Source organism: Pseudoalteromonas shioyasakiensis (assembly GCA_013391845.1).
In the GTDB taxonomy this organism is placed as follows: Bacteria; Pseudomonadota; Gammaproteobacteria; order Enterobacterales; family Alteromonadaceae; genus Pseudoalteromonas; species Pseudoalteromonas apostichopi.
Window position 1 is genome coordinate 3,359,795 of the sequence record CP058414.1, and the last position, 14,478, is coordinate 3,374,272.

Sequence of the window (14,478 nt, forward strand, 5' to 3'; positions counted from 1 at the left end):
ATATTATATTTATAAATTATTGACTTACAGCCATCATCGCACGCGCGGTATCGAGCATACGATTCGCAAAGCCCCACTCATTATCACACCATACTAACAACTTTATCAGTCGTTTATGACTAACACGTGTCTGAGTGCCATCTATGATACAAGAATGTGGGTCATGATTAAAATCTACTGATACCAATGGCTCTTCTGTGTAGCTTAATATACCCTCAAGACGATCTTTGGCTGCTAACTTAAGTGCTTGATTGACAGTCGCTAAATTGACATCTGTATTCACTGTTACACTTAAATCCATCGCCGTAACATTGATAGTTGGTACACGAACAGCGATAGCTTCAAAGCGGCTATGAAACTTAGGTAAAATACGCTCAATACCTCGAGCAAGCTTAGTATCTACCGGAATGATAGACTGGCTTGCAGCACGAGTACGACGTAAATCATGATGATAGGCATCAATCACTTGCTGATCATGCATCGAGGCATGAATCGTCGTAATTGCTCCAGATTCAATCGAAAATGCGTCATCTAACACTTTAATCACTGGCACAATACAATTCGTGGTGCATGAGCCATTAGAAACAATGGTATGTTCTGCTTTTAATTCATCATCGTTAATACCATACACAATCGTGGCATCAACATCAGCATCTGCAGGCTGTGAAAACAATACTTTTTTTGCACCAGCAGTTATGTGTAGCTCTGCATGTTCACGAGAGTGATACACCCCAGTGCATTCAAGAACCACGTCAACATCAAGTGTTTTCCAAGGCAGTTCTACAGGGTTTTCTTCTGCAAACAAAGCAATAGAATCATTAGCAACCGTTAAAGTATCTTCACCAAGATTAACAGGGAAAGAAAAGCGGCCGTGAGATGTATCGTATTTAAGGAGATGGGCAATGCCCTTAGGGTCGGCTAATTCGTTAATAGCGACAATTTTGATTTGATCTTCAAGCCCAGATTCATACAGAGCACGGACGATATTACGCCCGATTCGACCAAAACCATTAATTGCAAGTTTGATTGCCATGAAGAAGAAAATCCACTCTATTTGCTTGCAGATAAAGGCAGCTGCCTTTTAGATGGCGGTATTGTAATCGACCTTTGAAGTTTTTATAAGTGGTCAGGTGAAATAAAAGTTGCTTAGCATGTTTTAGATGGCGCAGTTTTGGTAATCGACCTTTGAAGTTTTTATAAGAGGTCAAGATAAGTCAAACTGCTTCAGCGACCTCATTCTCTTACTTTTTTCCTTTATAGCCAACGACGAACAGATTTTATGTATTGCTGATAAGCTAATCCAAACTTCTCTGCCATAAACGTTTCTTCTGGCATAATTTGAAATCGATTCATATAGAGAATAAATACCGGCAGCATTAAAAAACTCGCAATATTGCCAAGATAAATACCCCAACCAACTAGCATTAATAACATACCAACATACATTGGGTTACGGCTAAACTGATAAACACCACTTGTAACAAGACTCGCTGACTGTTCTGGAATTCGAGGATCAACGGTCGTGCCTTGCATGCGAAATTGATAAACACCTAATAAAGCAAACACCACACCTAAAAATGCAATGAGTAGTGCTACAAAAGATGATGCGAAAAACGAGAAGCTAAAACTTATAACCAAGTCTGCTATGCCCCACATCATCAACGCAATGATCAGCAGCAGCGCGACAGGAGGAATTTTTAATTCTAACTGATTCACACTAGCTCCCCTACTTTCAATGCCTTACCACGACTAATTTGATGACACTGGGCTAAGAACAACTCGGCCGTTGCCATGGCATCAGTGAGGGCGTGGTGCGAACTATAATGCGGTAAGCTGTATCGCTTGCGGCATTCACTAAGAGTTAAATCATCGTGGCCTATTTCGTGCCCTTGCTGGTGCAGACGTTTTTTTTCTATAACAAAGGTATCAAGAATTAAACGCGCTTTAGCATCTAAGCCAAGCGTTCTGCATGCCTGTTTTAAAAATCCCCAGTCTAGCGCCGCGTTATGAAACACTAAAATACACTCATCAAAATGCTCATGCAGCTTGCCAAGGATCATTGCTAAGCTTTCGCCTGTATCTATGTCTTGTTTTGCAATACCGTGATAAATCGGGCTTTGCTCTAAACTTTGCACATCTTTATTTATTAAATGCTTTGCGCCGCTGAGCTTAATGCACTGATCTTCTATCATCACCCACGCCACCGAGACAATTTCGTGCTGGCGAGGGTCAAGGCCTGTTAATTCCATGTCTATCACTACATAGCGCTCTTTATAAGCATCGGCTGCCAAAAGTTGCTTGCGCGCTAAATACCGACTTAACCAGCGTTTAACCATAACGCCTCCTATAAACTACCGCGAGCAAACTTAAATGCGGCGGCTTGCTGCGCCTGTTTAACCAAATAAAATGCTTCTTTTAATTGATGTCGTTCCAATGAATTCAAAGCATTTGGGTTAATGCAGTTGCTAGGCAACCCCTCTTCGTTAATTTGTGTACCTAAACGCAACTGAGTTAAAAAGCGCCAACAATCTTTTAAGTTATAAAGGTCATCTTTATTAAGTAGTGAAAACTTCATTAATGCATCAATACGCTCTTGGGTATTAGCGCGCTGAATACCTGCTTTGAGAGAATATAAACGTACTATGTCGTTGATTATCACCACACCGCGTTTTTTTAAGTCGAGATACTTATGCTGCTTTTCGTCTTTCTCTAATTTAAATTGATTAAACAAACCAATAGGCACAGGGGTATTTTTAATGTCGCTCGCCATGGCTGCATAGAATAAGTCATTTTTAGAAATGCGCTTTAACTGCTCACAAAAGCGCTCATACAAAGTAGTTGAGCCTTCAATAAAACGTAAGTCAAAAAATATCTTACAATTAAGCATCGCCTCTGGAGTCGGTGAGGTGATCCACTTATAAAATTTATTGCTCCACGCGCTTATTCCCATTCGACACTCAGAGTTGCTCGCCATAATATTGCCAGGACAACGCTTTATACCGCATTCGATTAAATGCTCACAAACATATTCGCCCATGCGTTTAAAGTACGCTTGTTGCTCTTCAGTTAAATCATCTGGTAGCAACAGACCATTATCTTGGTCTGAATGGAGTGTCTGCTCTTCTCGTGCTTGAGAGCCAAAACAGATAAAGCTAAAGCTGGTTGGTGCAGCACCATTACCTTCTTGAAACAAACGAATCAAGCGCGAAGTCAGCGCATCGGTTAAGCCACTTAATAACTTACCAATTAAGGAGATGTCATCAATATTGTTCGAAAAGCCTTTTAATAAACCGGGTATCTCTTGCGAATAACGTTTTAAATCAACCACACTATGTGCTTTATAAATTCGCCCAATCAATTGCACTGGGTCGCTTTTTTGCTGCCGCAGCAAATCGGTACTGGTGAGCATACCAAGTGGTTTGTGATATTCATCAAGCACTGGTAGATGGTGAATATTGTGTTTAAGCATTAAGTGTAAAGCAGAAAACACGCGATTATTTTCAAAAATAAACTTGGGCTTACAAGTCATGATACTGCTAACAGGCTCTTGTGGGTCAACCTCATCTGCCAATACGCGGTTACGTAAGTCTCTGTCGGTGACAACCCCAACGAGGCGATCATGTTCAGTTAACATAATCGACGAAACCCCCTGTTGTTTCATTTTTTTAGCAGTTTGACGAATACTTGCATCTGGCGCCAAGGTAACGGCCTTACGATTCATCAATTCGCAGATTTTTTTCTCGGACCAACTTTCGTTTTGACTCTTATAATGGGACGACAATAAACGGTTTTTATGGGCGCGAACAAAGTACTGCTCAAATACCTTGTACTCACGGCGTAAATAATCAAATGCCGCTTGGTTTAACATGTAAACAATGCCTTCCTTTTGCACTGAAATGCTATTTTGAATCGCTTCGCCAGTTAACAGTGAAGGAAAACCAAAGTAATCGCCACTCGATAACTTAGTGATCACATCTCCTTTTGGGTCAACTAAATCGTAATCGCCAGAACGAATTAAAAATAATCTTAAGTTATCTGAACTTAACCACTGGTTTTGATTTTCTCGGGTCAGATAAATAATATCGAGATGGTTAACAAAGTACTCGCATGCAGCGCTATCAAGCTGATTAAATGGCGTTTGTTGCATCACAAATTGGGCGACTTCCTGTTGCTCGGTATTCATGGTCATTCTCGCTATAGAATAGAGACAATATCTACACTACCCCTGTTTGAAATAAATAAAAAGCCCGACTTAAGTCGGGCTTTTGAACTTCAAGAGTGTGTTCTCATAAAATGGTTTTATTAGTGCGCGTGTGCTGCGCTCGAACCTTTAGGGTTACGGATACCTTCGACCATTTCTTGGATTTCAACCGGTGTTTCAGCTGTTAGTTTAAGTACGATACCTGCAACTACAAAGTTAACAATCATACCAACTAGACCGATACCCTCAGGTGAGATACCAAATAACCAGTGTGCCGGTGCATTCAATTCAGGGCTTACGAACTTGAAGTAGATAATATAAGCCGCTGTGAATGTAATACCTGTCACCATACCCGCAATCGCACCTTCTTTATTCATCTTCTTAGAGAAGATACCCATAATGATTGCAGGGAAGAAGCTCGCCGCTGCTAAGCCGAAGGCAAAGGCAACAACCGAGGCCACGAACCCTGGCGGGTTAATACCAAAGTAAGCTGAAATAACAATCGCTATCATCGCTGCTAAGCGCGCAGCAAGTAGCTCTTGTTTGTCGCTAATATCTGGTTTTAAGGTACGTTTTAATAAATCGTGTGATACCGAGGTCGAGATTACCAATAGTAAGCCTGCGGTTGTTGATAGCGCTGCTGCGATACCGCCTGCTGCTACTAATGCAATCACCCATGCTGGTAAGTCTGCAATCTCAGGGTTTGCAAGTACCATGATGTCGCGGTCAACTTTAACTTCGTTTGCGCTGTTTGGATCCTCAATCTTACCTGCTGAGTAGAACATTTTGCCGTCACCATTTTTATCGTTAAAGGTGATTAAGCCTGTTCTTTCCCAATTTTTAACCCATGCTGGTGCTTCTGCGTACTCTGTACCGCTACCGTCTTTACCGTTAATTGTATCAATCATGTTTACACGAGCGAATGACGCTACAGCAGGTGCTGTTGTATAAACGATTGCAATGAAAACAAGTGTCCATGCAGCTGAGATACGCGTGTCTTTAACACGAGGAACAGTGAAGAAACGAACGATTACGTGCGGTAAACCTGCAGTACCCACCATTAGCGCGCCTGTGATTGCGAATACATCAATCATGCTCTTCGAGCCTTCAGTGTATTGCGCAAAGCCAAGCTCGGTACTGAGTCCATCTAGTTTATCGAGTACAAACTGTCCTGAGCCATCGCTAAGCGTTGCACCAAAACCTGTTTGTGGGAAGAAGTGACCTGTCATCATCATTGAAATGAAGATTGCTGGAACAAGGTAAGCAAATACTAATACACAGTACTGAGCTACTTGCGTGTAAGTAATCCCCTTCATACCGCCTAATACAGCGTAGAAGAATACAATCACCATACCAATGTAAACACCGGTCTCAATATCTACTTCTAAGAAGCGAGAGAAAACCACACCTACACCACGCATTTGACCTGCGATGTATGTGAAACAAATAAAGATGGCACATAAAATTGCAACAACACGTGCAGCTTGTGAGTAGTAACGGTCACCAATGAAATCTGGTACCGTGAACTTACCAAACTTACGTAGGTAAGGAGCTAAACAAAGTGCAAGTAGTACATAACCACCTGTCCAACCCATTAGATATACACCACCGTCATAACCCGCAAACGAGATAATACCCGCCATTGAGATAAACGATGCCGCACTCATCCAGTCAGCAGCGGTTGCCATACCATTTGCCAGCGGCGGTACACCACCCCCTGCAACATAGAATTCATTTGTTGACCCAGCACGAGCCCAGATTGCGATGCCGATATAAAGCGCGAAGCTTAAACCGACGATAATAAACGTGAGTGTTTGAACATCCATTGCTTAGCTCCTATTCGTCTACGCCGTATTTTTTATCTAACGTATTCATTTTGAAAACGTAAACAAAAATCAAAGCAACAAAGGTGTAAATAGCGCCTTGCTGGGAGAACCAGAAGCCGAGTTTAAACCCAAAAAAACGTACCTCGTTAAGTACGTCTACCAGTAAAATGCCGAAGCCAAATGACACGACAAACCAAATTGCTAATAATTTAAATAGCAGTGCGAGGTTTTCCGCCCAATAAGCTTTTGCTTGTTCTTCATCTTTAAAAGCCATTTTTTATCCCCTTATGCATTACAAAAAAGTAATGAGTGGTATTAGTTGTCATTAACTAAGTTAGCAAGGGTTCTGATTTATGGAATTGAGACCATAGTCGTAACAGCTAGTTTACGTTTACGTAAACTGCAGAACACCATTTGTTAACAAACAGTAAAAAACAATATTTAACAACGACTTAACCTACAAAGATAAATTTACGAAATAGCGAAAATAGTAAAAACGAATGATCTGCGACATTAGTCTAATAACAACACAAAAAACAACACTATTCATTAAATATCAATAACTTGTATTTTATTAATAATTATTGCAAAAAATCTTGCCATCGAAATCGCTCATAATTCTGGTAAGGTAGTGTTATTACAATAATTACTGAATTTAAACATGACAGCTGCGCTTTTATTTGTTGCACTCGCCTATATTGGCGTGTTGTTTTGGTTGGCAAATTGGGGAGACAAAACCACTCCTCTTGCAAAAAGAATTAGTCACCACCCATTTGTTTATTCTTTTTCATTAGGAATTTACTGTACATCTTGGACTTATTACGGTTCGGTCGGAACAGCAGCCACCAGCAGTTGGAATTACTTACCTATATTAATTGGCCCTGCGCTGTTATTTTTCTTCGGCCAAGGATTTTTACGCAAATTAGTATTAGTAAGTAAAAAGCAAAATATCACCACCATCGCCGACTTTATTTCAGCTCGCTATGGTAAGCGGCAAACCACCGCCATTATGGTGACGATTATCGCTTTATTAGCGACGATTCCGTATATCGCACTACAATTAAAAGCACTTAGCAGCAGCTTCTTGCTGTTGCAAAACGACAATCGTATCTCTGGCTCTATGCTGGCACTTTCAGCAACACTCATCATGGCAATGTTTGCGATATTCTTTGGTACTCGTAAGGTGGATGTAACCGAATATCGCTCAGGGCTGATGCTTGCTGTTGCCTTTGAATCTATGATTAAACTACTGGCTTTAGTGGCCGTTGCTGGGCTTGCTTTATACACATTATTTAATTTAAGTACGGTGCAAACCGAGCAGCTAACGGGCTCTATTTGGCAGCACTGGCAGAACTTCGACTTTTTTAGTTTTAACTTTATTGGCCAATCACTAATGGCGGCAGCAGCGATTATCTGTTTACCAAGACAATTCCACGTTACGGTGGTCGATAACCAAGATAAACGTCACCTTTATACTGCCCGCTGGGCATTCCCACTTTATTTGTTGCTTACAGCAGCAATGATTTTTCCTATTGCCACTGCAGCTATACACCCAGGCATTGGCAGTGGTTTTTCACCTGATAGCTTTGTGTTAGCACTGCCGCTAATGCACGAGAACGCTTTTTTAACGACCTTTGTATTTATTGGTGGTCTATCAGCGGCGACGGCGATGATTGTAGTAGCCACACTCACACTCAGCACCATGATCTCAAATGATGTGGTGTTGCCGTTAATGCTGCGTCGTAAGTTTAAACGTAACCTCATCACCAGCAGCTATAAGTCACAAATTCTCTTAGTAAGACGCTTCACAATTGCTGGTATTTTAATTTTGTCGTATTTCTACCAGCAATGGTTTGGCCATGGTAAAGCACTCGCTAGTATGGGTTTAGTCGCCTTTTCTTTGGTATCACAATTACTCCCAGCCATTGTTGGTGGCTTATATTGGCGAAAAGGTCATGCTTATGGAGTTTATGCCGGATTATTAGCAGGCTTCATTTGTTGGGTCTTGTTCTTAATGCTGCCTATTTTAGATGCGGGTAATAGCCTAAACGCAGAGCTGCAACAAACACTTATTACTCGTGGCACCCTAATCGCTTTATTTGCAAATATAGGTTGTTACATTAGTTTTTCGCTCGGAGCGGATGAACGTTTAATTGATAAAATTCAAGCAGCTGCTTTTGTTAATCCTAAAGAGCAAGCAGTATTCGCAAGACGCTTAAATAAAAACGTTAAAGCCACTGTTTATGACTTTAAAGTGCTGCTACAAACCTTCTTAGGTGTGCAGCGCTCACAACAAGTATTGGCTCACTTTGCGTTATCCCATAACTTAGATGATAACAACGCACACCCAGAGCCTGAGTTTATCGCTTATTGTGAACGTGCCTTAACCGGTGTGCTTGGTGCATCTTCAGCACAAGCGCTGATCCACACGGTTGCTTCTGGTAAACGCATGGCCTTTGAAGAAGTCGTTAACTTTTTTGATGAAACCACGCAAGCTCTGCAATTTAACCAAAACTTACTATTTACCTCTCTTGAAAACCTCAGTCATGGTATTTCGGTTGTTGATAAAGAACTGAATTTGGTGGCATGGAATAAACGCTACGCAGAGATGTTTGCCTACCCAGATGACTTTCTCGAAGTCGGCCAACCTATTGAAGACGTGCTCAGATACAATGCCGAGCGCGGCGAATGTGGCCCAGGTGAAGTTGAGCGTCATGTAGAAAAACGTGTACAGCACCTTAAAAATGGCACGCCCCATCACTTTATTCGCCATCGCCGCAATGGCCAAGTGTTCGAAATGATAGGTAACCCACTGCCAGATGGCGGCTTTGTAACAAGTTTCTCTGATATCACCACGCATATCGAAACACAAAATGCACTTGAAGAAGTAAACATGGATCTTGAAAACCGCATTGAAGCGCGTACTCAAGAAATTCGTACTATCAATAAAGATTTACAAGCACAAATCGATAGCCGGGTACAAACTGAGCAAGCACTTACTTTAGCTAAAAAAGAGGCAGAGCAAGCCAATGATAGTAAAACGCGCTTTCTGGCCTTAGCTAGCCACGATATTTTACAACCGCTGAATGCGGCGCGCCTATACCTTGCAGCTATAGATGATAAAACCCTTTCGAGTAACAACCTAAACAACTTTGAAAAGCTTGGTGCTAGTTTAGATTCGACGGTGCATTTAATGTCGGCACTTTTAGAAATCGCTAAGCTAGAGCAAGGTGCAATGACCCCTACCCCGCGTCACTTTAGTATTGATGACATACTTGCCCCGCTGAAAAATGAATACGCTATTATGTCGAGCGAAAAAGGTTTAAAACTGACAATACGTTCACAGGGGATTATCGTTCACAGTGATATCACTTACCTACGCCGAATTATTCAAAACTTGGTTTCAAATGCAGTTAAATACACCGAGAGTGGTCGAGTTTTAATTGCTTGTCGCAAACGTAAACATCATTTACGCATTGAAGTATGGGATACAGGTCCTGGTATTAGTGAGGTAGAGCAAGCAAAAATCTTCAATGACTTTTATCGTATTGAAGCCGGTGATAACAAAGGAGTTGGTCTTGGCTTAGGGGTAGTAAAACGAATGGCTGACTTACTCTCTTTACGTTTAGATGTAAGCTCAACACCAGGAAAAGGTAGCCGCTTTAGTATTGAAGTGCCTTATGGTGAAAGCCAATTTATCCAACAAAAAGATACTCCTAAGAAAGGTGTTGAGAATCGCAGCGCAATGAACATTATTGCGGTTGATGATGACCCGGAAAACCTTAATGCCATGGCAAGCCTATTACAAAAATGGCAGGCAAATTATCAACTATTTGATCAAGTTGAGACCGTGATGGCCTATGCCAAAGAGCACCGTGCGCCAGATGTGATTTTAATGGATTATCAGCTTGGCCATGATTGCGATGGTATTACGCTTATTAAAACTCTAAGAGAAATCTGGCAAAGCCCAGTACCCGCAATTTTAATCACAGCAGTACGTGATGAAGCGCTAAAGCAGCAAACCAAAAAAGAGCAAATTCATTACCTTAGTAAACCTGTTAAGCCCGCAAAACTCAAAGCACTGCTTAACCACAGCGCTTAACCATAGTTTTTAACAACATCGATTTAAGGCAAAGCTGAGGGCTTTGCCTTAAATTTTTGGAACAACCAACTAAGTGCAACTAGCGATAAGCCTAAACCGATAAACGAAATAGCACGCAGTAACCCGGTTAAGTTTGCCATATCAACCAAGAACACTTTTAATACCACCAGCGCCAATATCCCTAGACCGAACTTTTGTAATACCGTAATGGTTTTTAACTGCCCTACCACGACTACCAAAGCACCGATGATAAGCCAAGCTAAAGAATAACTGTAAAGCTCTGCATCTGAGGTCGGCAAAGCAAGATTTATAAATTCTCCTTGCCAGTTGTGGCGAATTTCCGCATTGATGTATAACACAATCAACACACCTGAAAATACTGTAAACAGCTTATGCAAATAGCGCTGAGATTTTGTCAGTTGGCTTGCCCAAATTGCAATATTAGCAGGGACTAACCAGAATAAGAGTAACCAGTTAACAATCGGCCAACTACCTATATTTATCGGCTCAAAAAACGGATTTACAGCGGTAAAGCTTTTCAGCACTAACAAGCCACTCAATGTTAACAACGCAAAACCTGCAACTTCATAAAGTTTACCTAATTGCTCAGTAAATCGTGAACGCATTAGGTAGACACATCCCAATATTCCCCAGTTACAAGTCAGCAAAATATATTCATACACAGACAAATCCGCAAAGTCAGGATAGTGCCCTACCAACTGATAGCTCGTCTCTGTGGTAATAAATAAAGCGATACAATGAAGCATGGCACCTTCTAGCCAAACGCGAACAGTTTGCTGCTGCCAGTGCCTTGCTGCCATGTAAAATAAGCCTGCACATACAGGGTACACAACTAAACTCCAATGCATCCCGAGCAACAGCGCATCACTGTAGTCAGCTGACCAAGGAGCAAAGCTTAACCTAACAAGTAAAGCGCCAACTAAGCCTTTAAGGGGCCAAGTAGGAATACTGAGTTTATGTTTATTGACATAAAAACTGACTAACAACACTTGCGCAGCAAGCGCTAAGGTTAAGCTGCTACCCTCTAATAGCATGGTTAACGCTAAACTAATGTTGGCATTACCACCAAGCCAGTAACTAAATACCTGCATTGGATTTGTACTATTGATTGATAACTTAAATAGCCAAGCAGATAGTGCCAATAATACAAAGCACCAAACCGGATACGCCGTCATCAAGGCATGATCGGGAGTAATGACATATAAGCAACTAATAATCACAAAGCCTGAAAGTGAAGCGAGTAAAGCAAAACCTAAGCGTTTAGGGTATTTTCGACCAAACAAAAACCCATAACCAGCAAACAAAGCAATAAAAAACAGCCCTGCTCCATAATTTTGTCTAAAAACAAAAAGCTGCTCAGAATAATCTACTGCATTGTATTGCCCTGTAAGCAAGCACACCACACTCACTACAGCTATTATCAGCCAGTGATCCCATACACTGTTTTTTAATACCAAAAACAACAGTAAAGCCACTAACGACAACATACTAAGCTGCCAGGTTAGTAGCTGGTTACTGCTTATGAGTAAAAGATAAAGTGGCATGACAACAGCTAATAACAGAAGGTTATCGGGCAGTTGTTTCAGTAGCGTTTTAAAGCGGTGTGGGCGGTATTCAACTTGTTTAATAGTCAGCCCTAAGCGTGGAATCGCAATTAACAATACAATGCTAAACAGCGCATAAAGATTAATAAACCAGTGCAGGTTTTTCGCTGCACTCATTGCAACCAAGCAATACCAGCCTAAATGCCCCGCCCATAACAGATACCACAACCAATGCCGTTTTACGTAATGTGCGACTAGCGAAGCTGATACACTGACAAAAGCAACATAAGTAAGGAGTGCAACAAAGTCACTACTCCCAGTATCTACCCATACAGGCACACTGTAAGCGCCAATAATACCAATTACAGCCAGCACGGGGCCAAAACGTAATGCCATCCAGCTTGCAGCCAAAGAGACCAAGGTTAAAATGCTAAATGCTGGTAAGGCTTGTAGTAAGCCATAATGGCTGTAGGCTAGTAAGGTCAATGCAAAACAACTAATAAAGCCGCCACTTGCCAGCGCCGCGGGAATATAGTTGCTAAACCCATCAAAGATAATACCTTTACGATGTAAAACCTCAGCCGCGACAATTAAGCTCAAACCAAAAATAGCGCCAAGTATGAGTCGCATGGTTTCGGATAATAAACCGGCTTCAAGTGAATAGCGGGCCAAAAAGATACCACCAAAGGCAAGAGCAACCGCTCCTACCCAAGTTAGCCAATTGGCTTTAATTTGTGTAACGAGTTGGCTAACTAGCGGATTAAAAGTTGCAGGCTTGGGTTTCGTTTGCTGTGGCTTTTTAGCCATTGCCTCACTTGGCTTATTAATGGCTTCAGGCTTTGGTTCTAGTTTTGAAGTGTCGGTCAGATCTTCGTTTAAATTATCAAACGAATTTACAGTATTTGCTTGTGAATTATGAATATATGGCGCGTTAAGTTTTATTCGAAGAGCAGCCAATTCTCGCTTCAAACTAGACAGTTGAAAAAAGGCAATAATGCCAGCAATTGAGCCACCTACAACAACTAGTACTAGTAATATTAGTAACGCAATACCGTCGTCCATACTCACTCCATGTGTACGCTTTAAACAAAAAAGCAAAAACCTTAATTGTTTATATAATAAACACTTAGCAAGAGTAAAGAAACAACGATATTGCGTTCAAGCCGGTTAAGACTGTTCAGTCACCGTACGCTCTAAGGTCATTTTATAACCTGAATAAGTAGTTTCATCGTGTTCAATCACCAAGATATAGTTACCTTCTTCAGTAAAATCCATATCGCTCTGTTGTAATAGCACAATCTGTTGGCCGTTATCTTCAAACACCACATAGGTTGTATAAACTTCGTTATCAACCACCTGCTCTTTTTGGTCGTACTGATCTAAACCTTCAACGACATTACTAGTATCATCAACGGTTTCACCATTGAGAGTGAAATACACATCGACTTCATCAATCTCTTGCCCTACATAGTTATCAATTAAATTAACCACAGTAACTGTGTGGCTATAGCTGCTAGGTGTTAGGTTTTCTTCAATGGTCATCATACGAGGGCCGTAGTCTTTATCATTGTAAAATAGACCAACCGCACTTTGCTCACGCTCTAATGTCATTAAGAAGTTATCAACAATCTTGTCGCCAGCCTCATCTAACATGGCTACGCTATAACTATTTGGTGACATACTCATGTATTCAGAGTAATTATCGTTGCTTACAACTTCGGTATTGGTAGACGTTGTTCCTCTGGTTACTTTAAATTGGGTTTGTGTGTAATCATCAATAGTATTAATAAATCGCAACTGGCCTTGTGCGTCTTGGTGGTTTAGTTGAGTCACCGAGCTACTTGCCGTCACTACATCAAGGGTAATGCCGTCTTCTTCTGTTGCATAACTTGGGCGGATCATCGCCATGTAAGTTGCTTCATCATTAAAGTACAATTTTGGTGATTCAAAAATCACATCAGTGCTACCACTGGCAGTGACATAAATAGTGTAATAACCTTCCTCAAGCGTAGATAGTTCTGGCTCTACCAGGTACTGCGAAGTCATCAGTAACTCTGCGGTATCAAATAAACCGTCATCAGTGGCAATGTAAACATCGTAAATCTTGTCTTCGCCGACGATATTAAAAAAGCCAACATTAAACTCATCCTCTTCGCTTGAAGATGGCACACTGAGCTCAGTAAACGTTGGCTCAGCAAAATCACCATTCATTACTAGCAACTGGGTTTGATCGTCTTTAATTTTAATGGCTTCTTCATCAATAGTGATATAGCTATCGTTGACATCAACATACTTAAAACTTAGCTCATACTCACCCGAGCTGTAATTATGGCGGGTTGATACATCACCAAAATCTGCGCCCGAACGTTCAGTGTCATCAACAAATAAACGTGTATAGGGGCTATTATAAGAGCCATTGTACAGTTGCACATAGCCGCTGTTGCTATTGCTGCTGTCGTCACTAGAACAGGCAGCCAGCACCGAAAGCAAACTTGTGGCAACAATTGTTTTAAGCAGAGTACTTTTCATGGAGTTTATTCCTTATTGTTTGTAATAATCTACTTTGACTCAACTAAAGCAATAAAATTCTATATTTTACAAACGATTACCTTCACTTACAGTTACTTACGTTAAGGTTAAAAAGTGTAGAAAATGATGTAGAAAAGCACTTAATTAATCATAATTATGGACAGAAAATCACATTTATAATGAAAGAAGCCTACTTTTACACAAAAAGTAAATAATGGTTACATTTTAGGCGCCTAAGCAATCAAATAAGATAAA

The 14,478-nt window shown here is 41.0% G+C and carries 9 protein-coding genes; 1 reads left to right on the plus strand and 8 read right to left on the minus strand.

What is annotated here, in order from left to right:
• Nucleotides 1-16: 16 nt before the first annotated feature.
• The 6 genes from epd to HYD28_15410 form a co-directional block, all read right to left on the minus strand.
• Entirely contained in the window at nucleotides 17-1,033 is a 1,017-nt protein-coding gene (epd, locus tag HYD28_15385) for an erythrose-4-phosphate dehydrogenase (protein ID QLE10224.1), read from the minus strand.
• A gap of 221 nt (nucleotides 1,034-1,254) precedes the next feature.
• Nucleotides 1,255-1,716 carry an isoprenylcysteine carboxylmethyltransferase family protein gene (locus tag HYD28_15390; protein ID QLE10225.1) on the minus strand — a complete coding sequence of 154 codons (462 nt, stop codon included), beginning with the start codon at nucleotides 1,714-1,716 and terminating at the stop codon, nucleotides 1,255-1,257.
• On the minus strand, nucleotides 1,713-2,336 hold the full coding sequence (locus tag HYD28_15395; GenBank protein QLE10226.1) for a 3'-5' exonuclease: 624 nt from the start codon (nucleotides 2,334-2,336) through the stop codon (nucleotides 1,713-1,715). Before HYD28_15395 ends, HYD28_15390 begins: the two co-directional genes overlap by 4 nt.
• An 8-nt stretch (nucleotides 2,337-2,344) precedes the next feature.
• Nucleotides 2,345-4,183, minus strand: a complete 1,839-nt coding sequence (locus tag HYD28_15400) for a CBS domain-containing protein (GenBank protein QLE10227.1) — start codon at nucleotides 4,181-4,183, stop codon at nucleotides 2,345-2,347.
• Nucleotides 4,184-4,302: 119 nt separating this feature from the next.
• Complete coding sequence (locus HYD28_15405; protein ID QLE10228.1) at nucleotides 4,303-6,027, minus strand: cation acetate symporter; 1,725 nt, start codon at nucleotides 6,025-6,027, stop codon at nucleotides 4,303-4,305.
• A gap of 10 nt (nucleotides 6,028-6,037) precedes the next feature.
• Nucleotides 6,038-6,301, minus strand: coding sequence for a DUF4212 domain-containing protein (locus tag HYD28_15410; protein ID QLE10229.1), 264 nt, complete (start codon nucleotides 6,299-6,301; stop codon nucleotides 6,038-6,040).
• A gap of 387 nt (nucleotides 6,302-6,688) precedes the next feature.
• Here HYD28_15410 and HYD28_15415 point away from each other — a divergent pair, with 387 nt between their 5' ends.
• Entirely contained in the window at nucleotides 6,689-10,129 is a 3,441-nt protein-coding gene (locus HYD28_15415) for a PAS-domain containing protein (protein QLE10230.1), read from the plus strand.
• Nucleotides 10,130-10,152: 23 nt separating this feature from the next.
• Here the strand turns inward: HYD28_15415 and HYD28_15420 are convergent, their stop codons facing one another.
• Complete coding sequence (locus HYD28_15420; protein ID QLE10231.1) at nucleotides 10,153-12,756, minus strand: DUF2339 domain-containing protein; 2,604 nt, start codon at nucleotides 12,754-12,756, stop codon at nucleotides 10,153-10,155.
• A gap of 105 nt (nucleotides 12,757-12,861) precedes the next feature.
• Complete coding sequence (locus tag HYD28_15425) at nucleotides 12,862-14,223, minus strand: hypothetical protein (GenBank protein QLE10232.1); 1,362 nt, start codon at nucleotides 14,221-14,223, stop codon at nucleotides 12,862-12,864.
• Between the last annotated feature and the right edge of the window lie 255 nt (nucleotides 14,224-14,478).

Coding starts and splice junctions, on each gene's coding strand:
- epd (QLE10224.1), bottom strand. CDS start 1,033: ATGGCAATCAAACTTGCAATTAATGGTTTTGGTCGAATCGGGCGTAAT.
- HYD28_15395 (QLE10226.1), bottom strand. CDS start 2,336: ATGGTTAAACGCTGGTTAAGTCGGTATTTAGCGCGCAAGCAACTTTTG.
- HYD28_15400 (QLE10227.1), bottom strand. CDS start 4,183: ATGAATACCGAGCAACAGGAAGTCGCCCAATTTGTGATGCAACAAACG.
- HYD28_15405 (QLE10228.1), bottom strand. CDS start 6,027: ATGGATGTTCAAACACTCACGTTTATTATCGTCGGTTTAAGCTTCGCG.
- HYD28_15410 (QLE10229.1), bottom strand. CDS start 6,301: ATGGCTTTTAAAGATGAAGAACAAGCAAAAGCTTATTGGGCGGAAAAC.
- HYD28_15415 (QLE10230.1), top strand. CDS start 6,689: ATGACAGCTGCGCTTTTATTTGTTGCACTCGCCTATATTGGCGTGTTG.
- HYD28_15420 (QLE10231.1), bottom strand. CDS start 12,756: ATGGACGACGGTATTGCGTTACTAATATTACTAGTACTAGTTGTTGTA.
- HYD28_15425 (QLE10232.1), bottom strand. CDS start 14,223: ATGAAAAGTACTCTGCTTAAAACAATTGTTGCCACAAGTTTGCTTTCG.